Origin of the sequence: Streptomyces sp. NPDC050423, assembly GCF_040655445.1 — a bacterium.
GTDB lineage: Bacteria > Actinomycetota > Actinomycetes > Streptomycetales > Streptomycetaceae > Streptomyces.
Window position 1 is genome coordinate 1 of sequence record NZ_JBFAJY010000064.1, and the last position, 24668, is coordinate 24668.

Consider the following 24668-nt stretch of genomic DNA (forward strand, 5'->3'; position numbering starts at 1 on the left):
GGGCCCGGCGGTGTCCGGTGCGTGCGATCGCAAGGGGCGGAGGGTCGCCCCGATACTGGTTGTACCGGGGCGACCCCGACAACGCGGCGAGCGTGCGCACCGGACACCGCCGGGCAGGCGGGACTTTCGAAACACGCCCTAGTCGTGCACGATGCCTTCCTCCAGCTCCTGGCCGCGCAGCAGGAACCACGCCGCGGCCGCCGTCGCCATGAGGACGGCGGCACCGAAGACCGAGGCGAGCCGCAGGCCGTCGACGAACGCCTCCTGGGCGGCGGAGACCAGGGCCGTCCCCTGCTGTCCCGTGAGTGTCTTGGCCGCTTCGACGGCGCCGCCCAGCGATTCGTGGGCGGCCGACGAGGTGGAAGCCGGCACCCCCGCCGGAGTGGCGAAGTCCTGGTAGACCCCGGTGACGATGGAGCCGAGCAGGGCGATGCCGAGAGCGGCGCCCAGCTCGTACGCCGTCTCGGAGACCGCGGACGCGGAGCCCGCGTGCTCCTTCGGGACGCTGGAGAGGATCACGTCGGAGGTCACCGTGAAGGCGAAGCCCGCGCCCACGCCCACGACCAGGAGGAGAGCGCCGATCAGCGGATACGCGGTGTCCTTGTGGATCGCGGCGACCGCGGCCAGCGACAGGCCGATTGCCGCGAGGCCCCCCGAGACCACGTACCGCACCGAGAACCGGCGGGCGGTGACTCCGGCCAGCAGGCCCGCGGTGACCGCGCCGACGGCGGCGGGCAGTTCGGCGAGGCCGGCCTCCAGCGGCCCGCGCCCCTGGACCAGTTGCAGGAACTGGGAGAGGAAGAAGACCAGGCCGGACAGGCCGAGGATGGTCAGCAGATCGGCGAGCACGGCGCCGGAGAAGCCCCGGTGGTGGAAGAGCCGCATGTCCAGCAGGGGTGCGGGGAGCCGGAACTGCCGGCGTACGAACCAGACGAGCGCGGCCACTCCCCCGATGCCCGCGAGCGCGACCAGCCGGCTCCCGCCGTGCGCCGCCAGCTCCTTGATGGCGTACACGACTCCGATCATGCCGACGAGCGAGAGGCCGACGCTGATCAGGTCCCACGGTCCGGGCGCGGGGTTCTTCGACTCGGGGATCAGCTTGATCCCGATCACGACGAGCACGGCCATGACCGGCAGGTTGATCAGGAAGACCGAGCCCCACCAGAAGTGCTCCAGGAGGAAGCCGCCGACGACGGGGCCGACCGCCGCACCGGCCGAAGCCATCGCCCCCCAGATGCCGATGGCGAGGCTGCGCTCACGCGCGTCGTGGAAGAGGTTGCGGATCAGGGCCAGGGTGGACGGCATCAGAGTGGCGCCGGCGACACCCAGCAGGGCCCGCGCAAGGATCATCATCTCCGGCGTCGACGCGTAGGCGTTGAGCACCGAGACCGCGCCGAAGGCGGTGGCTCCGCAGAGCAGCAGCTTCTTGCGGCCGATGCGGTCACCGAGGCTGCCCATGGAGACCAGGAGTCCGGCGATGACGAAGGAGTAGACGTCGCCGATCCAGAGCAGCTGGGTGCCGGACGGCTTGAGGTCCTCGGTGAGGAACGGAGTGGCGAGGCCGAGCACGGTGGCGTCGACGGCCACCAGCAGCACCGCGAGCACGAGCACGGACAGCGCGATCCACCGCCCGGGGCGGCGCAGCTCTGCCGGGGGCTCCAGGTGCTGTTCGATGCTGCTCATTTCTCCACGCTCCGGCGTGCGCCGCCGAGGAGCAACTCGACGATCATGTACTGGAAGTCCTGTGCGGCCACCCGGCCCACCTGGACGGCCCAGGCGCCGGTGCCGATGAGCCCGTAGAGGGCCTCGGTCAGCCAGGCGGGGGTCAGGTCGATCCGGAATTCGCCGCGTTCCTGGCCGCGCCGGAAGAAGGCGGAGACCCGGGCGTCCAACCGGTCCCAGCCCTGGTTCAGGTCGCCGCCCTCGAAGAGCTGGTTCTCGGACACGAGGAAGGAGAGGAGCCCGGCGCCCGGTTCGACGGCCGCGACGAAGCGGCGCAGCGCCTCCTGCGAGGTGCCCCGGTCGAGCTCGGCGGCGTCGAGCGCTGCTTCGAACTCCTGGATTCCCAGGTTCTCCAGCGCCCTGACCAGGGCGTCCCGCCCGGCGAAGTGCCGGTGCAGGGTGGCGCGGCCGATACCCGCGGCCTTGGCGACCTCGTCCATGGTGGCGGTCGATTTGCGGGTCAGCAGGGCAGCGGCGCTGCGCAGCACCTGCTCACGATCGAGAGTCATGAGACGAGAATAGCCCATATGAGACATCAACGTCTCACCCGGGTGACCGAGAGAGCCGAAGAGATCTCTCCCCGGCCGGGAGGCCACCTGCGCCGGGCGGCCGGAACGGGCCGGACACTCAACTGGTCGTCGGCGTCCCGCACTTCGGCGAGCAGCGGCTCAGGGGTGTGAACGGCCGGGAGGCCGGGCCTCGGGCCGGCGTCCCGGCGGCTTGCCGGGAGCGGTGCCCGCACGGAGGGAAGGCGGGTTCCGCGCGCGGGTGCGTGAACGCGCGCGGGTGCGTGAATCGGTCCCGATCGGCCGGCTGTCACGCCGGGCGGGAGGAGAGCCGTCGGCGGGGCCGTATCGTGGCAGTCGGCCCCGGGTCTGCCGGGCTATGGCCGGAGGGTCGTGAGCACGAACCCACTCCTTGCCACTTTTAACTTATAGCGCATGGGGGGGCTTGCGGCAAGGCCCGGGTCATGGCGCAGAATCATCGGCCGAGGCCAGAATTTTGCGGAGATGGGTGAGTCAAGAAGTGCGTGTGCTGTTGTCGGACGGTGGGTCGCGCGGGGACGTCGGACCGCTGCCGGGACCAGCGGGGCGGTCACGGGCTGTCGGCGCGAAGGCGCGGCTGAGCGTGCCGCCGCCGCCCCGGTACGCGGCCGTGCCGGCCACCTGCCTGCTCGGACGGCGCTCCCGGAGGCCGCCGCGCCCCCGGCCCGGGTCCGGGTGAACCGCCCGGACCCACCGAGCCAGGACCAGGTACCCGAGAACCCGTAAACCCTGGCGACCTGAACCGCGACCAGCCACGGCGTCCACGCCGGACGGAGCTCTGCCCGTCACGGCCACCAGAGACGTCGCGCCGGTCCAGGCGCCCTGCTGCGCGCATCGACTGCAAGCGGCCCCAGATCGGAGCTGACGACGTGAATCCCCTGACCACCAGCGCGTTCGACCTTCCCGACCGCCTCTCCCCCAAGGCCGACCCGGCACTGATCGCCGGCGACGAACAGCACTTCGCGGCCATCGCGCAGTGCCTCGACGAGTCGATCGCCGAGCTGACCGAGCGCCTGGCCGCCGAGCGCAGGACGCCCGGCGGTGCGGGCCGGCAGGCGATGGACCGGGACGTGGAGATCCACCGGCTGACCGCCCGGCTGCGCGCGCTGCGCCGCTTCGGTCTGGACCTCTGCCTCGGGCACATGGTCGCGGCGGACGACCCCGAGCCCCTGTACATCGGACGGCTCGGGCTCACGGACAGCTCGGGCCGCCGGCTGCTCATCGACTGGCGCTCCCCCGCGGCCGAGCCGTTCTTCGGAGCCACCCACGCCAACCCGATGGGGCTGGCGAGCCGCCGCAGGTACCGCTGGACCCGCGGCCGGATCAGCGACTACTGGGACGAGGTGTTCACTTCGGAGGGGTTCGCCGGGCACGCCGCGCTCGACGACCAGTCCGCCTTCATCGCCAGCCTGGGCAGCAACCGGTCGGCCCGGATGCGGGACGTACTGGGCACCATCCAGGCCGACCAGGACGCCATCATCCGCGCGGGCTCCCGCGGCGCTCTCGTCGTCGACGGGGGCCCGGGTACGGGCAAGACCGTCGTCGCCCTGCACCGCTCCGCCTACCTCCTCTACTCCGACCCCCGTCTCGGACACCGCCGGGGCGGCGTGCTGTTCGTCGGTCCGCACCAGCCCTACCTGGGCTACGTCGCCGACGTCCTGCCCAGCCTCGGGGAGGAGGGCGTGCAGACCTGCACCCTGCGGGACCTCGTGACCGAGGGGGCCGCGGCGGGCGCCGAGGCCGACCCCGAGGTGGCCCGCCTGAAGTCCTCCGGGAATCTGGTGGCGGCGGTCGACGCGGCCGCCAGGTTCTACGAGGAGCCGCCCGCCAAGGGGATGACGGTCACGACCCACTGGTCCGACATCCAGCTCAGCGCCGGCGACTGGGCCGTGGCGTTCGAGGCGGCGGAACCCGGTACTCCGCACAACGAGGCGCGCGACCAGGTCCGGGAGGAGCTGCTCACGATCCTGGTCGACAAGCACGAGGGCGACGTCTCGGACGCGGTGCTCCGCAAGTCGCTGCTGAAGAACCGGGAGCTGCTCACGACCTTCGACCGCGCGTGGCCGCTGCTCGAGGCGGCGGACGTCGTCGGGGACCTGTGGTCGGTCCCCGCCTACCTGCGCCGATGCGCCCCCTGGCTCAGCCCCGAGGAGGTGGCGCGGCTCCAGCGGGCGGACCCCCAGGCCTGGACGGTGTCCGATCTGCCGTACCTGGACGCGGCGCGGCAGCGCCTCGGCGACCCGGAGGCGTCCCGGCGCAGCCGTCGGCACCAGGCCGCACTCGCCGCCGACCGCGAGCACATGGACAAGGTCATCGACACCCTGTTGCAGGCCGACGACGACGGCGAGGGTGCGGTGACGATGCTGCACGGGAAGGACCTTCAGGAGGCCCTGGTCGACGACAGCGGGGTGCCCGGCACCGAACCCGACCTGCTCGCCGGCCCGTTCGCCCACATCGTCGTGGACGAGGCCCAGGAACTGACCGACGCGGAGTGGCAGATGCTGCTGATCCGGTGCCCGTCGGGGAGTTTCACCATCGTCGGGGACCGCGCCCAGGCCCGGCACGGGTTCACCGAGTCGTGGCAGGAACGGCTGAGGCGGATCGGGCTCGACCGGATCAACCTGGCCTCCCTGAGCATCAACTACCGGACGCCGGAGGAGATCATGGCGGAGGCCGAGCCGGTCATCCGGGCCGTGCTCCCGGACGCCAACGTCCCGGCCTCCGTCCGCAGCAGCGGGCTGCCTGTCGTGCACGGATCCGCCGCGGACCTGCGCTCGGTGCTCGACACCTGGCTCGCCGCACACACCGACGGGATCGCCTGCGTCGTCGGTGATCCCACGTTCCGGTCGACGCCCCGCGTCCGGTCGCTGGCCCCGGAACTGACCAAGGGGCTCGAGTTCGACCTGGTCGTCCTCATCGACCCGGAGACGTTCGGCGAGGGCATCGAAGGAGCGGTCGACCGCTATGTCGCGATGACCCGGGCGACCCAGCAGCTCGTCATCCTCACCAGCCCCTGACACGGGAGCGGACGTACGTCCGCTCCCGGCCTGCGGTCAGCTCCAGGGCAGCGACGCGCGGTGCCTCCAGTACGCCTCCGGCTCCTCCACCAGTGCGTCCAGCCGGGCGCGCCGCTCCTCGTCGAGGTCGAGGACGGCCGCGTGGAGGTTGCCGGCGAGCTGGCCGACGGTCGCGGCGCCGGAGAGCACGACCCCCACCCACGGCTGGTGGAGCACCAGCGCCAGGGCCACCGCGTCGCTGCCGAGCCCCTCCTCGGTGGCGATCTCCCGCACCGCGGCAGGGGCCTCCGTGCCCGCGAGCCGGCCGTTGGCCATGGCCTCCTTGACGATCACGGTGAGTCCGGCGGCGTGGGCGTCGGCCAGTGCCGGTCCGGCCGAGGTCTCCAGCGCGTTGTAGGTGGCCTGGACGGTACGGAAGAGGGGCTCGCCGTCGACCGTGACGGTGAGGGCGGCCCGGATCGCGTCCGCCTGCGCGGGCCCGCTGGTGGAGAGGCCGACGCTGACTCCTTCGGCGGCGAGCGCGGCGAGGCGAGCGTGCAGCTCCTTGTCCGTCAGGGCCGGGCTGTCCGCGGTGACGGAGTGGATCTGGTAGAGGTCGAGCCGGTCGCCGAGCAGCTCGGCGGTCTCGGCGCGCTGGCGCTCGTAGGCGGCGAGGCTGTGGTCCTTGACCTCGTGCGCCTCGGCGTCGACGTTCCAGTCGGCGGTGTAGGTGTAGCCCCACTTGCTCCCGATGACGACGTCACGCGCCTCGGGCCGGGCCTTCAGCCAGTCGGCGAGGAACTCCTCGGAGCGGCCGTAGGAACGGGCCGCGTCGAAGTAGCGGACGCCCTGTGCGTAGGCGGCGTCGAGCAGTTCGTGCGTACGGGAGCGCAGCGCGTCGGCGGTGCGCTCGTCGGGCAGGTCTCGGTCACGGTGGAGATTGATGTAGCCGGGCCTGCCGACCGCTGCCAGGCCGAGCCCGATGTGGGCGGTCGGGGTGGTGGTGCTGGCCAGTCGGGCGAAGGGCATCGCGGGCTCCTCGTGGTCGGTGGGGAACGCGGCCGGGTCCGTCCGGCCCCGGTCCGCCGCGCAGGTCATGGGTTCTGCACCTGCCCGGACCTGATCCGGACAGGCCCCATGACCCAACGTAGCCCGCGATGCCGGCCGGCTACCTGCGGGCGGTCGCCCAGGCGTGCTGCGTCGCGAGATCGGCCTTGACCTCGGCGAGCTGGACGGCGACCGCGGAGGGTGCCGTGCCGCCGCGGGCGTTGCGGGAGGCCAGCGCGCCGGCCACGTCGAGGACCGTGCGGACCTCGGGGGTGAGGTGCTCGGAGATCTTCGCGAACTGCTCGTCGGTCAGCTCGTCGAGCTCGATGCCGTGCCGCTCGCACTCCTTGACGCAGCTGCCGGCGACCTCGTGGGCGACGCGGAAGGGCACGCCCTGCTTGACCAGCCACTCGGCGATGTCGGTGGCGAGCGAGAAGCCGGCCGGGGCCAGCTCCTCCATGCGTTCACGGTTGACGGTGAGCGTGGCCATCATGCCGGTGAAGGCGGGCAGCAGGACTTCGAGCTGGTCGCAGGAGTCGAAGACCGGCTCCTTGTCCTCCTGGAGGTCGCGGTTGTACGCGAGCGGCAGGGCCTTCAGCGTGGCCATCAGCCCGGTGAGGTTACCGATGAGCCGCCCCGACTTGCCCCGCGCCAGTTCCGCGATGTCGGGGTTCTTCTTCTGCGGCATGATCGAGGAGCCGGTGGAGAAGGCGTCGTGGAGGGTGACGAAGGAGAACTCCTTCGTGTTCCAGATGATGATCTCCTCGGCGATCCGGGAGAGGTTGATGCCGATCATCGCGGTGATGAACGCGAACTCGGCGACGAAGTCCCGCGAGGCCGTGCCGTCGATGGAGTTGGCCACCGATCCGCGCTCGAAGCCCAGGTCGGCCGCGACCGCCTCCGGGTCGAGGCCGAGCGACGAACCGGCCAGTGCGCCCGAGCCGTACGGCGAGACGGCGGTCCGTTCGTCCCACTGGCGCAGCCGCTCGGCGTCCCGGGACAGGGGCTGCACATGGGCCAGGATGTGGTGGGCGAAGAGCACCGGCTGGGCGTGCTGGAGGTGCGTGCGGCCGGGCATGGCCACGTCCGGGTGGGCCTCGGCGAGGCCGACCAGGGCGTCCTGCAGCTCGGCGACGAGGCCGCCGATGATCCGGGCGTGGTCGCGCAGGTACATCCGGAAGAGGGTGGCGATCTGGTCGTTGCGGGAGCGTCCGGCCCGCAGCTTGCCGCCGAGGTCGGGGCCGAGCCGCTCCAGCAGACCGCGCTCGAGGGCGGTGTGGACGTCCTCGTCGGCGACGGTGCCGGTGAACGAGCCGTCCGCGACGTCGGCCTCCAGCTGGTCGAGGCCGGCGGTCATCCGCTTCAGCTCGTCCTCGGTGAGCAGGCCCGCCTTGTTGAGGACGCGCGCGTGGGCGCGGGAGCCGGCGATGTCGTACGGCGCGAGGCGCCAGTCGAAGTGGACCGACGCGGACAGCTTGGCCAGCGCCTCGGCCGGACCGTCGGCGAACCGGGCGCCCCAGAGGCGTACGTCGCTGTTGCCGTTGCCGTTGCTCACTGCGTGCTCCTCGGAAGAACAAGGGGGTTGGATGTGCGACCGCCTCCCCGCGCGGACGGCCGGGGAGGCGGTGACGTAACGGGGAGGGGTCAGGCCAGGTCACGCTTGGCGGCGATCTTCGACGAGAGGCCGAAGATCTCGATGAAGCCCTGTGCCTTGGACTGGTCGAAGGTATCGCCGGAGTCGTACGTGGCGAGGTTGAAGTCGTACAGCGACTCGCTGGACCGGCGGCCGGTGACGACGGCGCGGCCGGCGTGCAGGGTCATCCGGATGTCGCCGGTGACGTGCTGGTTGGCCTCGTTGATGAAGCCGTCCAGGGCGCGCTTGAGCGGGGAGAACCACAGGCCGTCGTAGACCATCTCGCCCCAGCGCTGCTCGACCTGCCGCTTGTAGCGGGCCAGTTCGCGCTCGACGGTGACGTTCTCCAGCTCCTGGTGGGCGGTGATCAGTGCGATCGCGCCCGGTGCCTCGTACACCTCACGGGACTTGATGCCCACGAGCCGGTCCTCGACCATGTCGATCCGGCCGATGCCCTGGGCGCCGGCCCGCTCGTTGAGCTGCTGGATGGCCTGGAGCACGGTGACGGGCCTGCCGTCGAGGGCGACCGGCACCCCCTCCTTGAAGGAGATGACGACCTCGTCGGCCTCGCGCGGGGCGGCCGGGTCCGCGGTGTACTCGTAGATGTCCTCGATCGGCGCGTTCCAGATGTCCTCCAGGAAGCCCGTCTCGACGGCGCGCCCGAAGACGTTCTGGTCGATGGAGTACGGGGACTTCTTGGTGGTCGCGATCGGGAGGTTCTTCTCCTCGCAGAAGGCGATCGCCCTGTCCCGGGTCATCGCGTAGTCGCGGACCGGGGCGATGCACTTCAGATCGGGGCCGAGCGCGGAGATGCCGGCCTCGAAGCGGACCTGGTCGTTGCCCTTGCCGGTGCAGCCGTGGGCGACGACGCTCGCGCCGTGCTTGTGGGCGGCGGCCACCAGGTGCTTGACGATGGCCGGCCGGGAGAGCGCCGAGACCAGCGGGTAGCGGTCCATGTAGAGGGCGTTGGCCTTGATCGCCGGGAGGCAGTACTCCTCGGCGAACTCGTCCTTCGCGTCAGCGACCTCGGCCTCGACCGCACCGCAGGCGAGCGCGCGCTTACGGATGACGTCCAGATCCTCACCACCCTGGCCGACGTCCACCGCGACGGCGATGACCTCGGCGCCCGTCTCCTCGGCGATCCAGCCGATGGCGACGGAGGTGTCCAGGCCGCCCGAGTAGGCGAGTACGACGCGCTCGGTCACGGGTTTCTCCTCACGGTGCGATCACTGACAGGTATAACTATGCGTTCCTCCGTATGGTTTGTCAAAGTCGCAGGTCAGCGACGTCCACCGGACGGGCGCGGGCGCGGATAATGCGTGGGCCGGCTCCTCTGCCGCGTCTAGGATCGGCACCCTGCAAGCACGGCACACACGAGGGGCGGCCATGACCACGGACCACGCGGCGGTGGAGCGGCTGGCCCGAGGGCTCCCGCTCCCGGAGGCGCTGGACTGCTCCTCGGCACGGTCGTGGGCGGCACTCGACCTCGGGGTGCGTGTCCTGGCGTGGGAGTCACCGCACCTGCTGCCGGCGCACGACTGGGCTGCCGGACGGCGGCCGCGGTGGGAGTGGGACGCGCCCCTGCTGTCCGCCCGCCTGCGCAGACCCTCCCCGGGCGAGGGCGAACTGGCCCTCGCGCTGTGCCATCCGGACGGCAGGATCCGCGAGGCGGCCCTCGGCCGTGCGGCCGGAGCCCCGGCCCTGGTGCCACTCGTGATCGTCCGGTGCGCGGACTGGGCCGGGCCGGTGCGCGAGCGGGCCCGAGCCCTGTTGGCACAGGTGCCTGCGTCCGCCCTCGTGCCGTGGGCCGAGCTGGTGCTGCTGCTGTCCGTGCGCGCGCAGGGCGGATTCGCCCTGGACCTGCTCGGGCGGGCGCTGCACGAGGGTCCCGCCGGGCGGGTGGAGACACTGCTCATGAGCAACGACCGCGCCACCCGCCGCTTCGCCCACCGCATCGCTCTCGACCGCCGGCTCCTCTCCCCGGTCCGACTGGCCCGCATCGCCGCGGGTTGCGGCGACGCGACCCTGCAGGACCTGTGCGCGGACGAGGCGATGGCCACGATGGACGGGCAGGACCACGCCGAGGTGCTGGTCACGCTTCTGGCGGCCCGTGCGCCGAGGGTGCGGGCCGCGGGAGTCACCGCGCTGCGCCGTACGGGGCGGCACGACGAGGCACGGGCCTTCCTCGCGGACCGTTCGGGCGTTGTCCGGGCCTGTGCCCGCTACGTGCTCCGGCAGGGCGGGACCGACCCGCTCCCCCTGTACCGGTCGATGTGCGCCGCTCCGGCCGAACACCCCGGTGCCGGCGCGGGACTCGGCGAGTGCGGGGTGCCGGCGGACGCCGGGATGCTGTGGCCGCTGCTGGCCCATCCGCTCCCCGCCGTCCGCCTGCACGCGGTCACCGGTCTGCGCGCACTCGACGCGGTGACCCGCGAGCGGCTGACGCCGCTGCTCGACGACCCGTCACCCGCCGTCGTCCGGGCGGCCACCCGGGCGCTGCTGCCGGACGCGGCGGGCTTCTCCCGGGAGTGGCTGTGCGACAGGGCGGCGGGGGACCGGCCGCGGCCGGTGCGGGTGGCGGCTCAGCGGCTGCTGCGTGCGGCCGGCCACGCCTGTCCCAGCAGCTGAAATACCCCCGCTCCGCCGGGGATCGGGCAGATAATCGAACGCATGGGAAAGACATACGAACGCATCGACGGGCGGCTGCGGACCTTCATCGAGGAACAGCACATCTTTTTCACTGCGACCGCACCGCTGGACGGCGACGGCACGGTCAACCTCTCCCCCAAGGGCGTCAGCGGTTCCTTCGTGCTGCTCGACGAGCTGCGGATGGCGTACCTGGACTTCGCCGGGAGCACTGCGGAGACGGTGGCGCACCTTCGCGAGAACGGCCGGATCACGCTGATGTGGTGCGCCTTCCAGGGGCCGCCCACCATCGTGCGGGTGCACGGCACCGGGGAGGCGGTCTTCCGCGACGATCCCCGCTTCGCCGAGCTCCTCGGGCGGTTCGGCGCGGTCGACCACACCCGGCACGGGCTCCGGGCGATCATCGTGGTGACGGCCGAACTGATCCGGGACAGCTACGGATACGCGGTCCCCTTCATGTCGTACGACGAGGACCGGCCGCTGCACGCCAAGCGCTTCGCACGTGAGGACGACGCCTCGCTCAGCGCCTGCTTCGAGAAGAAGGAGCACATCGCCACGAGCATCGACGGGCTGCCGGGGCTGCCGCTCCCGCTGCCCGCCATGCCGCCCGCGCGGTGAGCGGTTGGGCCGTACGGAGCAGGTGGGCGGGTGGCGGCGCAGGGGCCGGTCTACCGTCCGGGACATGCGCAGATGTCTGGTGACCTGTTCGGTACTGCTCGCCCTCGCCGCCCTGACCGGGGCCCGGCCCCCGGCGGCCCCGCCGCTGCCGCAGCGGCTGGCCGACACGGGCGGCGGCTCCCAGCTGATCACGGCCGAGGCCCCCGCCACGGGGGCCACCACGGGCACGGTCACCTGGTGGAGCCTGCGCTCCGGCCGCTGGGTGGCGGCAGGCTCTGCGCCCGCCCGGTTCGGGGCGAACGGGCTGACCGAGGGTGCCTCGCGCAAGCAGGGCACGAACACCACGCCCACCGGTCTGTACGACCTGCCGTACGCCTTCGGGGTGGCGGCCGCCCCGCCCGGCACCCGCTACCCCTACCGCCGGGTCCACGAGGGGTCGTGGTGGTGTCAGGACAACGCCGCGCGGGCGTACAACCGGTGGGTGGAGCCGCGCCCCGCCGGCTGCCGGGCGTCGGAGGCCGAGCACCTGATCACGTATCCGGCCCAGTACGCCCGTGCGCTCGTCGTGGGGTTCAACTACCACCGTCCGGTGCGCGGGCGGGGGGCCGGGATCTTCCTGCACGTCAACGGGCGTGGTGCGACCGCCGGTTGTGTCTCCGTACCGACGGCCGCGATGGACCGGATCCTGGCCTGGGCCGATCCGGCCCGCCGTCCGCACCTCGCGATCGGGACCCGCTCGGGCCCGACCGCGATCACGCGCTACTGACCGTCAGCGGTCGTTCTGTGCGAGCCGCAGCAGGTGGTCGGCGAGCGCCTGTCCGCCCGCCGGGTCGCGGCTGATCAGCATCAGCGTGTCGTCACCGGCGATGGTGCCGAGGATGTCGTGCAGTTCGGCCTGGTCGATGGACGAGGCGAGGAACTGGGCGGCGCCCGGAGGCGTCCGCAGCACCACGAGGTTGGCCGAGGCCTCCGCCGAGATGAGCAGTTCGGCGGAGAGGCGCCGCATCCGCTCCTCCTTCGCGGAGCCGCCGAGCGGTGCGTGCGGGGTACGGAAACCACCCTCGCTCGGCACCGCGTAGATCAGCTCGCCGCCAGTGTTGCGGATCTTCACCGCACCCAGTTCGTCCAGGTCCCGGGAGAGCGTCGCCTGGGTGACGCTCAGCCCGTCGTCCGCGAGGAGCTTGGCCAGCTGGCTCTGCGAGCGCACCGGCAGCCGGTTCAGGATGTCCACGATCCGGCGGTGGCGTGCCGTGCGGGTCTGCGGCACGGACGGCCCGCCGTGCTCGGATTCCTGGGCCTCGGTCATCGTCGTCGCCTCATTCTCCGGAACGTCATTCTCCGGATCGTCCGTATGCCGCGTCGAGTATGCCGGGAAGCGCCCGGAGGAACGTGTCCACCTCTTCGTCACCGATGATCAGTGGCGGCATCAGCCGTACGACATCGGGCGCGGGTGCGTTCACCAGGAGTCCGGCTCCCTGAGCCGCCTGCTGCACCTGGGGTGCGAGGGGCTCGGTGAGCACGATACCCAGCAGCAGGCCGGAGCCCCGGACATGGGACACCAAAGGGTGTCCAAGCCCCTCCACGCCCTCCCGGATCCGTTCGCCGAGCCGCTTCACGTTGTCCAGCGCGCCATCGGCCGCCAGGGTGTCCAGGACCGCGAGACCGGCGGCGCAGGCGACCGGGTTGCCGCCGAACGTCGTGCCGTGCTGGCCCGGCTCCAGCAGGTCGGCGGCCGCGCCGAACGCCACCGTGGCGCCGATCGGCAGTCCGCCGCCGAGCCCCTTGGCAAGGGTGACGAGGTCGGGCTCGACGCCCTGGTGCGCCTGGTGCTCGAACCAGGTGCCGCACCGGCCGATCCCGGTCTGCACCTCGTCGAGCACGAGCAGGGTGCCGGTGGCCCGGGTGATCTCCCGGGCCGCCTCCAGGTAGCCCTTGGGCGGGACGACCACGCCGTTCTCGCCCTGGATCGGCTCGATGACGAGCAGCGCGGTGGCGGTGGTCACCGCGGCCCGCAGCGCCTCGACGTCCCCGTAGGGGACATGGGTGACGTCGCCGGGCAGCGGGGTGAAGGGCTCGCGCTTCTTCGGCTGGCCGGTGAGCGCGAGAGCGCCCATCGTGCGGCCGTGGAAGGCGCCGTCGGTGGCGACCATGTGGCCGCGCCCGGTCAGCCGGCCGATCTTGAACGCGGCCTCGTTGGCCTCGGCGCCCGAGTTGGAGAAGAAGACCTTCCCGGTGCGGCCGAAGAGCTGGAGCAGCCGTTCGGCGAGCGCGACGGGCGGTTCGGCGATGAAGAGGTTGGAGACGTGACCGAGGGAGGCGATCTGGGTGGAGACCGCCTCGACGATCGCGGGGTGGGCGTGGCCCAGCGCGTTCACGGCGATACCGCCGACGAAGTCGAGGTACCGGGTGCCGTCGGCGTCCTGGACGTACGCGCCCGATCCGCTGACGAGGGAGAGCGCCGGGGTGCCGTAGTTGTCCATCAGCGCACTCCTCCAGCGCTGCGAGAGCTCGGCGTTGGTCATGCTTCCCCCTGTGCGTCGGGCACGACCATCGTGCCGATTCCCTCGTCGGTGAAGATCTCCAGCAGGATCGAGTGCTGGACCCGTCCGTCGATGACCCGGGCGGTCTCGACGCCGTTGCGCACGGCGTGCAGGCAGCCCTGCATCTTGGGCACCATTCCGCTGGACAGCTCCGGCAGGAGCCGCTCAAGCTCGGTGGCGGTGAGGCGGCTGATCACGTCGTCGCTGTTGGGCCAGTCCTCGTAGAGGCCCTCGACGTCGGTGAGGACCATCAGCGTCTCGGCGTCCAGCGCTGCGGCGAGTGCGGCGGCCGCGGTGTCGGCGTTGACGTTGTAGACGTGGTCGTCGTCGGCGGAGCGGGCGATGGAGGAGATGACCGGGATGCGGCCGTCGTCCAGCAGCGCCTGGATGGCCCCGGTGTCGATCGCGGTGATCTCGCCGACCCGGCCGATGTCGACGGCCTCGCCGTCGATGACGGGCCGGTGCTGGGTGGCGGTGATGGTGTGGGCGTCCTCGCCGGTCATGCCGACGGCGAGTGGCCCGTGCTGGTTGAGCAGGCCCACCAGCTCGCGCTGGACCTGTCCGGCGAGCACCATCCGTACGACGTCCATCGCCTCGGGCGTGGTGACGCGCAGCCCGGCCTTGAACTCGCTGACCAGCCCCTGCTTGTCGAGCTGGGCGCTGATCTGCGGGCCGCCGCCGTGCACGACGACGGGCTTGAGGCCGGCGTGCCGCAGGAAGACGACGTCCTGCGCGAAGGCCGCCTTCAGCTCCTCGTCGATCATGGCGTTGCCGCCGAACTTGATGACGACGGTCCTGCCGTTGTGCCGGGTCAGCCAGGGCAGCGCCTCGATGAGGATCTGCGCCTTCGGGAGTGCGGTGTGCTTCCGCGCGACGGTCATGAGCTGTACGCGCTGTTCTCGTGGACGTAGTCCGCGGTGAGGTCGTTGGCCCAGATGACGGCCGACTCGGTGCCCGCGGCGAGGTCGGCGGTGATCCTGACCTCCCGGTAGCGCATGTCGACGAGGTCGCGGTCCTCGCCGACTCCGCCGTTCTTGCAGACCCAGACGTCGTTGATGGCGACGTTCAGCTCGTCGGGCTCGAAGGCCGCCTTCGTCGTGCCGATGGCGGACAGCACCCGGCCCCAGTTGGGGTCCTCGCCGTGGATGGCGCACTTGAGGAGGTTGTTACGGGCGATGGAGCGGCCCACCTCGACGGCGTCGTCCTCGGACGCGGCGTTGACGACCTCGATCCGGATGTCCTTGGAGGCGCCTTCCGCGTCACCGATCAGCTGCCGGGCCAGGTCGTCGCAGACGGCCCGTACGGCCTCGGCGAACTCCCCCCGCTCCGGGGTGATTCCGCTGGCCCCCGAGGCCAGCAGCAGCACGGTGTCGTTGGTGGACATGCAGCCGTCGGAGTCGATCCGGTCGAAGGTGGTGCGGGTCGCGTCGCGCAGCGCGGTGTCGAGTCCGGCGGCATCCACGTCGGCGTCGGTGGTGAGCACGACGAGCATGGTGGCGAGGCCGGGCGCGAGCATGCCCGCGCCCTTCGCCATTCCGCCGACGGTCCAGCCCGCACCGCCGGCGACGGCCGTCTTGTGCACGGTGTCGGTGGTCTTGATGGCGATGGCGGCCTTCTCGCCGCCGTGCTCGCTCAGGACCGCCGCGGCCTTCTCGATGCCCGGCAGCAGCTTGTCCATGGGCAGCAGCAGACCGATGAGGCCGGTCGAGGCGACGGCGATCTCACCGGCGCTGTGGCCCTTGAGGACCTCGGCGGCCTTCTCGGCGGTGGCGTGGGTGTCCTGGAAGCCCTGCGGTCCCGTACAGGCGTTGGCACCACCGGAGTTGAGGACGACGGCGGTCACCTCGCCGCCCTTGAGGACCTGCTCCGACCAGCGGACTGGGGCGGCCTTGACACGGTTGGAGGTGAAGACGCCCGCGGCGGCGCGACGCGGACCGTTGTTGACCACGAGGGCCAGGTCCGGGTTACCGCTGTCCTTGATTCCGGCGGCGATGCCCGCCGCCGAGAATCCCTGTGCTGCCGTGACGCTCACGGTGCGACTCCGATCGTGGAAAGACCTGTGCCCTCGGGAAGTCCGAGGGCGATGTTCATGCTCTGCAGGGCGCCGCCCGCGGTGCCCTTGGCGAGGTTGTCGATGGCGCTGATGACGACGATCCGGCCGGCCGCCTCGTCGTACGCGACCTGGATCTGGACGGCGTTGGAGCCGTACACGGCGGCGGTCGCGGGCCACTGCCCCTCGGGCAGCAGATCGACGAACGGCTCGTCCGCGAAGGCCTTCTCGTACGCGGTGCGGAGCACCTCGGCGCTCAGGCCCGGCTTCGCCTTCGCGCTGCACGTGGCGAGGATGCCGCGGGGCATCGGCGCGAGGGTCGGCGTGAAGGAGACGGTCACCGGCTCACCGGCCGCGGCGCTGAGGTTCTGGATCATCTCGGGTGTGTGCCGGTGGACGCCGCCGACGCCGTACGGCGACATGTTGCCCATCACCTCGGACCCGAGCAGATGCGGCTTGGCCGCCTTGCCCGCGCCGGAGGTCCCCGAGGCGGCGACGATCACGGCCTCGGGCTCGGCAAGCCGGGCCGCGTACGCCGGGAAGAGCGCGAGCGACACGGCGGTGGGGTAGCAGCCGGGCACCGCGATACGCTTGCTCCCCGCCAGCCCGGCGCGCCCACCGGGCAGCTCGGGCAGGCCGTACGGCCAGGTTCCCGCGTGCGGCGAGGCATAGAACTTCTCCCAGTCCGCGGCGTCCTTGAGCCGGAAGTCGGCCCCCATGTCCACCACGAGCACCTCGTCACCGAGTCGCTCCGCCACGGCGGCGGACTGCCCGTGCGGCAGCGCGAGGAACACCACGTCGTGCCCGGCGAGCACCTCGGGCGTGGTCGGCTGAAGCACCCGCCCGGCGAGCGGCCGCAGATGCGGCTGCAACGCCCCGAGCGGCTGTCCCGCGTTGGAGTTCGCGGTGAGGGCCCCGATCTCGACCTCCGGGTGGACCAGCAGAAGACGGAGCAGCTCCCCGCCGGCGTATCCGCTCGCCCCTGCCACCGCTGCACGTACCACCATCGAAATCCTCCTCGTCGATGGCATGACTATACGCAGCGTCGCACTTTTATGCAAAGAAATCGACCGGCGCGGCCCTGCCCCCGTGTGACCGAGACTCTCGCTCGGCGCTTGGAGCGCCTTGCCGGCATCCACCAGCGTTCGACGATCGCGAGCGACAAGCAGCCTCCGTCTTCGTCCGGGTTCAAGTGACCCAAGGGCGGGCACGTCTTCACCTCGATGCCGATTGAGGCCGCTCAGACGCCGGACGTCCAGCGCAAGTGGGGGTCACGCGCAACACACGTGGTGCCATCCGACCCGCCCCGATGCCGCCCCTCACGACTCCGGCCTGCGCAAGGTCCTCACCACGTACGCAAGCCGGCCGGCCCGGCGCATCGATGACGGGGAGTCGCCCCCACAACAGCGCTCCCACAACAGTGAAGATCTCAGCCACGGAGCATCACGGAGTCCACGTAGGTTTCCGAGGCTCGATCGCCGGATACCGGAATTCATATTCGGCGCGGCACTGCTCCGTCCTGCCGGCGGCAGAGGTCGCGCAGCAGGGAAATCTCGGCGCCGTGATGGATCAGCTCCCTGTTGACGTGCAGGACGATGCCCTCCATGGGAAACCGCTCGGGACCCACCGTGGGCGGCTTCTCCAGGTCAGCGTCCGAGAGCTCGCGGACCCCCGTGTTCCATCTCCCATACATCTCATCGAGCTGCTTCAGCGCCTCGTCAGCGGTCCCCGCGTAGGCGAATGTCGTGGAGTCGACATCCTGGCCGCCGAAGTGCCATCCGACCCGATAGCCCAGGCAGGAGACGACGATGTGCGCCAGCCGCCAGGCAATCGTGGTCACCGGCGCCGGCACCGGGCCAGGGGACGCGAAATCCATCGTCCATCCCCCCGAACCCGCCGCCATCGGTGCGGCCGACGTGCCACACGGGCGGATGCTCCAGCAGCCACGCACCGGCTCCCAGAAGTACTCCTCATCGGTAAGACCGTCCAGCCGCGGCCGCAGGTTCTTGTGCCAGTACCAGTCCAGCTGCTCCGCGAGCCGTCCGCTTCTTGTCATGTCCGCACGCTACATACAACGGAGACGCCGACCACATCGCGGCCATCGACAACACCACCCGCAAGCTGATGTACGAGGGCAGACGGCCGCTGTCGGTCGGCTTCTGGTTCTCCCTGGGCCATTCCAGCATCGTCTTCGCGCTGGCGGTCCTGCTGTCGCTGGGTGTCAAAGCCCTCGCCGGGCCCGTGGAGAACGACAACTCCACCCTCCACTCCGCCACAGGCTGGATCGGGACCACCGTCTCCGGGACCTTCCACTACCTCATCGCGATCACCAACCTCGTGATCCTCACCGGGATCTGGAAGGTCTTCCGCGAGATGCGGCGAGGCCACTTCGACGAAGCCGCGCTCGAGGAGCAGCTGAACAACCGCGGGCTGATGAACAGGCTGCTGGGGCGGCTGATGAAGTCCATCACCAAGCCGTGGCAGATGTATCCGCTGGGCCTGCTCTTCGGCCTCGGCTTCGACACCGCCACCGAGATCGCCCTGCTGGTCCTCGCCGGCACCGGAGCCGCCTCCGGGCTTCCCTGGTACGCCGTCCTCTGTCTGCCCGTGCTGTTCGCGGCAGGCATGTCCCTGCTGGACACCATCGACGGCACCTTCATGAACTTCGCCTACGGCTGGGCGTTCTCCAGGCCGGTCCGCAAGGTCTACTACAACCTCACCATCACCGGCCTTTCCGTCGCCGTCGCGCTGATCATCGGCACCGTCGAACTTCTCGATCTGGTCGGCGAGAAGGCCGGCCTCCACGGACCGTTCCGGGACTGGATCACCGGCCTCGACCTCAACATCCTCGGCTACCTGATCGTCGGCCTGTTCATCGTCACCTGGATCACCGCGCTGGCCGTGTGGAAGTTCGGCCGCATCGAGGAGAAATGGACCGCGAACCTGAGCGGGCCGCCCCCGCCCTCCTCGCCACCGCCCCGGGGCCGGGCCAGGTAGGACACGTTCGAGGCCTGTTCCGGCTCATCGATCTCATCGATAGCCTGCGTCATCATGACGCGTACCTGGACCTTGCCCGTACTCCTCGTGCTCTGCGGCTCAGTCGTCGCGACCGGGCTGATCCTCAGCGGGAGCCCCGGCGAAGCCGCAGCGCTCCTGCTGATGTTCATACTGCTCGCAGGCATGAACTCATCCCTGGTCTTCCCGAGATCAATCGATGCGCCGGAGGCACTGCGCCGCAGCGCGGCCGACGGCCGACCCGTCGTCTACTGGCGTCCGGGCTGCAAGTACTGCCTGCGACTGCGCTTCCGGCTGGGCCGCGCCGCCCGCCAGTTGCACTGGGTCAACATCTGGCGCGACCCTGCCGGAGCGGCAGCGGTGCGGGCGGCCAACGACGGAAATGAGACCGTGCCGACCGTCGTCGTGGCGAGCCGGCCGCACACCAACCCCGATCCCGAATGGGTGCGCGAACAGCTCTGACCCGAGGGGGCCGGGCGACAAGCAGTGGGCGGGGCCGGCCAGTGCGATGCCCGGGTACAGCAGTTCCGCGTGCTCCCGACAGCGCTCGCGCTCCGCCTCGCGCCGGCGTTCACGCGACTGCGCGGGGGCCGATGAAACCCCCGTGGACGACGGCGGCCGCCAGTACGGCCGCAGCCCCGCCCGCCGACGTGGTGCGGCCGCCGGGGCCGGACCGCGTCAGGCCGCGGCGCGGGGCAGCCCGAGCGAGCGGTACTCCTCCACGATCCGGTAGCCGACGCTCGTGTACAGGTTCATCGCCACCTCGTTGCCGCCCCACACGGTGAACATCAGCACCGAGTCACCGGCTGCCGACGTCGCCTGTTCACCGGCCGTCATGGCGGCCCGGCCGTACCCCTTGCCGCGGTGCCGCTCGTCGATGTGCAGCGAGTAGCCGTAGGTCGCCCCCGGGAGGTGCCCGTGCTTCAGCCAGCCGGTGCCGATCGGCTCTCCCCCCGCCTCAAGTACCAGGAGCGTGGTCTCAGGGGTCGCCAGGCCCTCGGGAATCAGCTTCGCGAAGTCGTCGTCGGCCTTGCGTGCGGCGCCCTCGGGGCTCTTGGCCCCCGCCCGCACGATGTCACCGATGTAGGCGCGCTTCTCGGAGGCGAGCCACCCGGGGTACTCGGCCTGCGTCATCGGCCGTGCGGTGACGCCTTCGACCGGTTCCGGCGAGGTGCCGACGGGCCGCGCCCTCAGCTGACCGTGGACGCCGAAATCGGCGAACAACTCGCCTGCGGGCTCCCTGAGCCGTATGTCCAGCCGACGTGCGCCGCGCTCCGCGCACCATCGCTCGGCCCAGTCCCGGGCGGCCTCCTCGTGTCCCCGGCCGGCGTGGCGTGGGTCGACACGGAGGTCGCCGATACGGCCCGCGGGCGGGTCGTCGCCCTCAGCCACGACCACGGCGACGTGCCCCACCCGGGTCCCGTCCTCCTGCGTGACCGCGGCGACCGTCCAGTCACCGATGCCGGCGCGCATGTCGTCGAGCACGCGCTCCGTCGCGGCCGCGCCGAGCCCGGCCGCCGTGTACGAGGCGCGCAGTCGCTGCTCGAAGTCCTTCTGCCATTCCGTGCTGTCACCAAGGACGTTGAATTCTGTCACCCGATCACATTAGCGAGGTTGTCATGGACCTGAGCGGGTGTTCTCCGGTCGCCGCGGCAGTCCCCGCGCCGGCCGTCGTCCGCACCGCCCGGACCCGCGGCGGCTGCCGCTCCTCCTCACCTGACCGGTTCGCCGATGCCCAGCAGGTTTCCCTCGCTGTCGCGGAACCAGGCGCCGCGCTCTCCGCTCGCGCCCTTGCTCGGGTAGTTCCCCTCGACCTCGGCGATCCCGCCCCTCGTACGGAATCCGGGCGCGTCGACGTCCTCGAACACCACGCCTCGGCGCCTCAGCTCCGCCACGGCCGTCTCGACGTCGTCGACCTCCCACCCCATCTGGGTGAAGGCTCCGGACGAGGCCCCCGTCGAACGGAACACCACGAAGTCCACGCCACCGCACCGGTACAGCAGCCCGCCCGGCCGTTCGTCGACGGGATCCAGGCCGAGCGTCCCGGAGTAGAAGCGCCGCGCCCGGTCCAGGTCCTGAGCCGGCAGCCTGGTCGCCACGCGTGACCGGGCGAGGATGTTCCTGTCGTCTGCGTCCATGTCCCCACTCTGCCGCGAGCGGCGGCCGATTCCGTGGAGACCGTGCCCTCCTCGCCGTCGCGGGCCGGGCCGTCGCGGGTCGGGCCGTCGCGGGTCGGGCCGTCGCGGGTCGGGCCGTCGCGGGTCGGGCCGTCGCGGGTCGGGCCGTCGCGGGTCGGGCCATGGAGGAGCCCGGCCTCCGCGTACCCTCGTCTCCCATGCCAGCCGCCCGCCTGCGACACGTCGCGGTCCTCGTGCTCGACGGCGCGAAGCCGCTCGATGTCGGCATCCCCGCACAGGTCTTCACGACCCGCGCGAGCATGCCGTACGAGGTGCGGGTGTGCGGCGCGGCACCCGGCCTGGTGGCCGGCGGGGACGGGCTGTCGTACTACGTCACCCACGGGCTCGACGCGCTCGAATGGGCCGACATCGTCTTCGTGCCCGGCTACCGGCTCCCCGACCGTGACGACCCACCGCAGCCCGTCATCGACGCGCTGATCGCCGCCCACGACCGGGGCGCGCGCCTCGCCGCCATCTCGACCGGGGCCTTCGCCCTCGCCGCCACCGGTCTCCTCGACGGCCGCCGCGCCACGACGCACTGGCACTACACGAGGGCGCTCGCGGCGCAATACCCGCTGGTCCGGGTCGACGAGAACGTCCTGTTCGTCGACGAGGGCGGCGTGCTGACATCGGCGGGCGCCGCGTCGGGCATCGACCTGTGCCTGCACGTGCTGCGCGGCGACCTCGGGGTGGCCGCGTCGAACTACGCGGCCCGGCGCCTGGTCGCGGCGCCCTATCGCAGCGGCGGCCAGGCGCAGTACGTGCCGCGCAGCGTGCCCGAACCGCTCGGCGAACGGTTCGCCGCCACCCGCGAGTGGGCGCTGCACCGGCTCGGCGAACCCCTCACCCTCCAGGCGCTCGCGCGGCATGCGGCGGTGTCGCCCCGTACGTTCTCGCGACGCTTCGCCGAGGACACGGGGTACACCCCGATGCAGTGGGTCATGCGAGCCCGGATCGACGTGGCCCGTGAGCTGCTGGAGCGTTCGGAGCGGGGCGTCGAGCAGATCGCCGCCGATGTCGGCCTCGGCACCGGCGCGAATCTGCGGCTGCACTTCCAGCGCATCCTCGGCACCACACCGAGCGAGTACCGGCGCACCTTCGCCCGGGGTGAATAGCCCGCGCGGCGGGTGGCGGGATTCTTACGGACCATGGCGATCACGCCGCTGTCAGGCGGGTCCGGCGGGCGCGATGCTGAGGACGAGGAGAAGGGACTCTCACATGACTCGCATCGCCATCAACGGATTCGGCCGCATCGGACGCAACGTGCTGCGCGCGCTGCTCGAACGCGACAGCGACCTCGAAGTCGTCGCCGTCAACGACCTCTCGGAGCCCGCCACTCTCGCGCGGCTGCTCGCGTTCGACACCACGGCCGGGCGGCTCGGGCGCCCGGTGACCGTGGACGGGGACACCCTCGTCGTCGACGGCCGCCGCATCAAGGTGCTCGCCGAGCGGGAACCGGGACAGCTGCCGTGGGCCGAGCTCGGCGTCGACATCGCGCTGGAGGCGACCGGCCGCTTCACATCCGCCAAGGCCGCCCGCGCCCACCTCGACGCCGGTGCGAAGAGGGTGCTCGTCGCCGCGCCGTCGGACGGCGCGGACGTCACGCTCGCGTACGGGGTCAACAACGAGGCGTACGACCCGGCCCTGCACACGGTCGTCTCGAACGCCTCGTGCACGACCAACGCGCTCGCGCCGCTGGCCTCGGTGCTGGACGAGCTCGCCGGCATCGAGCACGCCTTCATGACGACGGTGCACGCCTACACCCAGGAGCAGAACCTCCAGGACGGCCCGCACCGCGACGCCCGCCGCGCTCGCGCCGCCGGGGTCAACATCGTGCCGACGACGACGGGCGCCGCGAAGGCGATCGGCCTCGTGCTGCCGAATCTCGACGGCAAGCTGTCGGGCGACTCCATCCGCGTGCCGGTTCCGGTGGGCTCGATCGTCGAGCTCAACACCACCGTGTCCCGCGATGTGACGCGCGACGAGGTGCTGGCGGCCTACCTGGCCGCGGCGCGGGGACCGCTGGCCGGCGTGCTCGAATACTCGGACGACCCCCTGGTGTCGTCCGACATCACGGGCAACCCCGCCTCGTCGATCTTCGACTCGGCTCTCACCCGGGTCGACGGGCGCCACATCAAGGTGTCCGCCTGGTACGACAACGAGTGGGGCTTCTCGAACCGCGTGATCGACACGCTGACGCTCCTCGCCACTCGCTGAACGGTCGCGGGGGCGGTCTCCGCCGCCCCCGCCGACACCCCCTGAGGGAATGCCCCGGCTCCCCTGACCTCAGCCGGGGCCACCCAGTCCGAGGTCAGGAACGGGGCTCCTGCGACTGGCCGTCGCGCTCCGCGTTCCGCTCCTTGATCCGCACCGTCTCCTTGCGGACCTCGGCCTGGGTGGCGCGCTCCTTGCGCAGCCACCCGGGGTCCTCCTGCTTCAGCGCGTCGATCTGCTCCGTGGTGAGGGCGTCCGTGACGCCACCGCGTGCGAGGCCGGAGATGGAGACGCCGAGCTTGGCGGCGACCACCGGCCGCGGGTGCGGGCCGTTGCGTCGCAGTTCCTGCAGCCACTCGGGCGGATCTGACTGGAGAGCCGCCAGCTCGGTGCGCGAGACAACACCCTCCTGGAACTCGGTGGGGGTGGCTTCGAGGTACACACCCAATTTCTTCGCCGCGGTCGCGGGCTTCATTGTCTGGGTGGTCTGGTGCGACGTCATGGAGTCAAGACTATCGAGCGTGTGCGCCGCCCCTGACCACGACCGGTAACCTGGCGGGGTGACAGGCTCGGAAGCAACCCCTTCGTTCCGGCTCGCGTACGTCCCGGGGGTGACGCCCACCAAGTGGGTGCGGATCTGGAACGAACGCCTGCCCGACGTCCCCCTCGCCCTCGTCGCGGTGCCCGCCGCCGAGGCGTCGGACCTGCTGCTCGGCGGCGGCGCCGACGCGGGTTTCGTACGGCTGCCGGTCGACGTCACGGATCTCAGCGCGATCCCCCTCTACACCGAGGCGACCGTGGTCGTGATCCCCAAGGACCACGTGGTGGCGGCGGTCGACGAGATCTCCGTCGAGGATCTGGCCGACGAGATCGTGCTGCATCCGCTGGACGACACCCTCGGCTGGGACACCCCGCCGGGCCTTCCCGCGATCGAGCGCCCCGCCACGACGGCGGACGCCGTCGAGCTGGTGGCGGCAGGGGTGGGCGTCCTCGCCGTCCCGCAGTCGCTCGCCCGCCTGCACCACCGCAAGGACCTGACGTACCGGCCGCTCTCGGGCGCCCCCGAGTCGCGTATCGCGTTGTCGTGGCCGCAGGACCGGACCACCGATCTGGTGGAGGACTTCATCGGCATCGTCCGGGGGCGGACGGTGAACAGCAGCCGGGGCCGCGTTACGCCGCCCGCGGCGCAGCCGAAGGGCAAGTCTCCGCAGACCGGCGGCGCCCGGCGCAAGCCCGCGGCCGGTGGAGCTGCGGGGAAGGGCGCCCGGAGCGGTTCCGGGGGCGCGAAGGGGGCCAAGGGCTCCCGGGGCGCGAAGGGCGCCGCGGGCGCCAAGCGCGGAAAGCCCCGCCGGCGGCCGTAGCGGCGCGACTGAAGCTCCTATTGCTGTCAAGCGGTCTGGAGCCAGTCGCGGTAGGCGAGGGCGAAGTCGTCGTCTCTGCTGAGTCCTCTTTCGAGCCTGGAGAT

The 24668-nt window shown here is 71.6% G+C and carries 23 protein-coding genes; 9 read left to right on the plus strand and 14 right to left on the minus strand.

Annotation, left to right across the window (positions count from 1 at the left end; genetic code table 11):
* Nucleotides 1-138: 138 nt before the first annotated feature.
* Nucleotides 139-1683, minus strand: a complete 1545-nt coding sequence (locus AB0I52_RS31150; protein ID WP_363078277.1) for an MFS transporter — start codon at nucleotides 1681-1683, stop codon at nucleotides 139-141.
* Nucleotides 1680-2231, minus strand: coding sequence for a TetR/AcrR family transcriptional regulator (locus AB0I52_RS31155; RefSeq protein WP_363078279.1), 552 nt, complete (start codon nucleotides 2229-2231; stop codon nucleotides 1680-1682). Before AB0I52_RS31155 ends, AB0I52_RS31150 begins: the two co-directional genes overlap by 4 nt.
* Before the next feature lie 905 nt (nucleotides 2232-3136).
* On the opposite strand from AB0I52_RS31155, the gene helR reads away from it, so the two are divergent.
* On the plus strand, nucleotides 3137-5284 hold the full coding sequence (gene helR / locus AB0I52_RS31160; protein ID WP_363078281.1) for an RNA polymerase recycling motor ATPase HelR: 2148 nt from the start codon (nucleotides 3137-3139) through the stop codon (nucleotides 5282-5284).
* Between the two features lie 36 nt (nucleotides 5285-5320).
* On the opposite strand, the gene AB0I52_RS31165 is transcribed toward helR, so the two are convergent.
* The 3 genes from AB0I52_RS31165 to AB0I52_RS31175 form a co-directional block, all read right to left on the minus strand.
* Nucleotides 5321-6292 (minus strand): aldo/keto reductase, encoded by a 972-nt coding sequence (locus tag AB0I52_RS31165; protein WP_363078317.1) that lies wholly within the window; start codon nucleotides 6290-6292, stop codon nucleotides 5321-5323.
* A gap of 139 nt (nucleotides 6293-6431) precedes the next feature.
* Nucleotides 6432-7865, minus strand: coding sequence for an argininosuccinate lyase (gene argH / locus AB0I52_RS31170; protein ID WP_363078283.1), 1434 nt, complete (start codon nucleotides 7863-7865; stop codon nucleotides 6432-6434).
* Nucleotides 7866-7954: 89 nt separating this feature from the next.
* Nucleotides 7955-9148: an argininosuccinate synthase gene (locus AB0I52_RS31175; protein WP_363078285.1), complete on the minus strand. Its 1194-nt coding sequence runs from the start codon at nucleotides 9146-9148 to the stop codon at nucleotides 7955-7957.
* 181 nt (nucleotides 9149-9329) lie between these two features.
* Here AB0I52_RS31175 and AB0I52_RS31180 point away from each other — a divergent pair, with 181 nt between their 5' ends.
* The 3 genes from AB0I52_RS31180 (at nucleotide 9330) to AB0I52_RS31190 (ending at nucleotide 11973) form a co-directional block, all read left to right on the plus strand.
* The gene (locus AB0I52_RS31180; protein ID WP_363078287.1) at nucleotides 9330-10571 is read left to right on the plus strand and encodes a hypothetical protein; all 1242 of its coding nucleotides are present in this window, start codon (nucleotides 9330-9332) and stop codon (nucleotides 10569-10571) included.
* A 42-nt stretch (nucleotides 10572-10613) separates the two neighbouring features.
* Nucleotides 10614-11207 (plus strand): pyridoxamine 5'-phosphate oxidase family protein, encoded by a 594-nt coding sequence (locus AB0I52_RS31185; RefSeq protein WP_363078289.1) that lies wholly within the window; start codon nucleotides 10614-10616, stop codon nucleotides 11205-11207.
* 64 nt (nucleotides 11208-11271) lie between these two features.
* The gene (locus tag AB0I52_RS31190) at nucleotides 11272-11973 is read left to right on the plus strand and encodes a L,D-transpeptidase family protein (protein ID WP_363078291.1); all 702 of its coding nucleotides are present in this window, start codon (nucleotides 11272-11274) and stop codon (nucleotides 11971-11973) included.
* A gap of 3 nt (nucleotides 11974-11976) precedes the next feature.
* Here AB0I52_RS31190 and AB0I52_RS31195 read toward each other — a convergent pair whose 3' ends face one another.
* The 6 genes from AB0I52_RS31195 to AB0I52_RS31220 all read right to left on the minus strand — a co-directional run bounded on the left by AB0I52_RS31195 (nucleotide 11977) and on the right by AB0I52_RS31220 (nucleotide 17853).
* Nucleotides 11977-12513: an arginine repressor gene (locus AB0I52_RS31195; RefSeq protein WP_123468525.1), complete on the minus strand. Its 537-nt coding sequence runs from the start codon at nucleotides 12511-12513 to the stop codon at nucleotides 11977-11979.
* A gap of 25 nt (nucleotides 12514-12538) precedes the next feature.
* Nucleotides 12539-13729: an acetylornithine transaminase gene (locus tag AB0I52_RS31200; RefSeq protein WP_363078293.1), complete on the minus strand. Its 1191-nt coding sequence runs from the start codon at nucleotides 13727-13729 to the stop codon at nucleotides 12539-12541.
* Nucleotides 13726-14628, minus strand: coding sequence for an acetylglutamate kinase (gene argB, locus AB0I52_RS31205; RefSeq protein ID WP_363078295.1), 903 nt, complete (start codon nucleotides 14626-14628; stop codon nucleotides 13726-13728). The genes AB0I52_RS31200 and argB overlap by 4 nt, the downstream gene beginning before the upstream one ends.
* A complete protein-coding gene (argJ, locus tag AB0I52_RS31210) occupies nucleotides 14625-15779 on the minus strand; it encodes a bifunctional glutamate N-acetyltransferase/amino-acid acetyltransferase ArgJ (RefSeq protein WP_363078297.1) in 1155 nt (384 codons plus the stop codon). Before argJ ends, argB begins: the two co-directional genes overlap by 4 nt.
* Nucleotides 15776-16804: an N-acetyl-gamma-glutamyl-phosphate reductase gene (gene argC / locus AB0I52_RS31215; protein WP_363078299.1), complete on the minus strand. Its 1029-nt coding sequence runs from the start codon at nucleotides 16802-16804 to the stop codon at nucleotides 15776-15778. The genes argJ and argC overlap by 4 nt, the downstream gene beginning before the upstream one ends.
* Nucleotides 16805-17289: 485 nt before the next feature.
* The gene (locus AB0I52_RS31220) at nucleotides 17290-17853 is read right to left on the minus strand and encodes a DinB family protein (protein ID WP_363078301.1); all 564 of its coding nucleotides are present in this window, start codon (nucleotides 17851-17853) and stop codon (nucleotides 17290-17292) included.
* On the opposite strand from AB0I52_RS31220, the gene AB0I52_RS31225 reads away from it, so the two are divergent.
* Complete coding sequence (locus tag AB0I52_RS31225) at nucleotides 17847-18794, plus strand: HoxN/HupN/NixA family nickel/cobalt transporter (protein ID WP_363078303.1); 948 nt, start codon at nucleotides 17847-17849, stop codon at nucleotides 18792-18794. The genes AB0I52_RS31220 and AB0I52_RS31225 overlap by 7 nt on opposite strands.
* Nucleotides 18795-18848: 54 nt before the next feature.
* A complete protein-coding gene (locus tag AB0I52_RS31230) occupies nucleotides 18849-19274 on the plus strand; it encodes a glutaredoxin domain-containing protein (RefSeq protein ID WP_363078305.1) in 426 nt (141 codons plus the stop codon).
* A gap of 216 nt (nucleotides 19275-19490) precedes the next feature.
* On the opposite strand, the gene AB0I52_RS31235 is transcribed toward AB0I52_RS31230, so the two are convergent.
* Entirely contained in the window at nucleotides 19491-20408 is a 918-nt protein-coding gene (locus AB0I52_RS31235) for a GNAT family N-acetyltransferase (RefSeq protein ID WP_363078307.1), read from the minus strand.
* A gap of 116 nt (nucleotides 20409-20524) precedes the next feature.
* Entirely contained in the window at nucleotides 20525-20950 is a 426-nt protein-coding gene (locus AB0I52_RS31240; protein WP_363078309.1) for a VOC family protein, read from the minus strand.
* A gap of 197 nt (nucleotides 20951-21147) precedes the next feature.
* On the opposite strand from AB0I52_RS31240, the gene AB0I52_RS31245 reads away from it, so the two are divergent.
* Nucleotides 21148-22104, plus strand: a complete 957-nt coding sequence (locus AB0I52_RS31245) for a helix-turn-helix domain-containing protein (protein WP_363078311.1) — start codon at nucleotides 21148-21150, stop codon at nucleotides 22102-22104.
* 103 nt (nucleotides 22105-22207) lie between these two features.
* Nucleotides 22208-23206, plus strand: coding sequence for a type I glyceraldehyde-3-phosphate dehydrogenase (gap, locus tag AB0I52_RS31250; RefSeq protein WP_363078313.1), 999 nt, complete (start codon nucleotides 22208-22210; stop codon nucleotides 23204-23206).
* A 94-nt stretch (nucleotides 23207-23300) separates the two neighbouring features.
* Here the strand turns inward: gap and AB0I52_RS31255 are convergent, their stop codons facing one another.
* Complete coding sequence (locus tag AB0I52_RS31255) at nucleotides 23301-23705, minus strand: DUF5997 family protein (RefSeq protein ID WP_362963268.1); 405 nt, start codon at nucleotides 23703-23705, stop codon at nucleotides 23301-23303.
* A 58-nt stretch (nucleotides 23706-23763) separates the two neighbouring features.
* On the opposite strand from AB0I52_RS31255, the gene AB0I52_RS31260 reads away from it, so the two are divergent.
* Nucleotides 23764-24564 (plus strand): LysR family substrate-binding domain-containing protein, encoded by an 801-nt coding sequence (locus AB0I52_RS31260; RefSeq protein WP_363078315.1) that lies wholly within the window; start codon nucleotides 23764-23766, stop codon nucleotides 24562-24564.
* The last annotated feature ends 104 nt before the right edge of the window (nucleotides 24565-24668 follow it).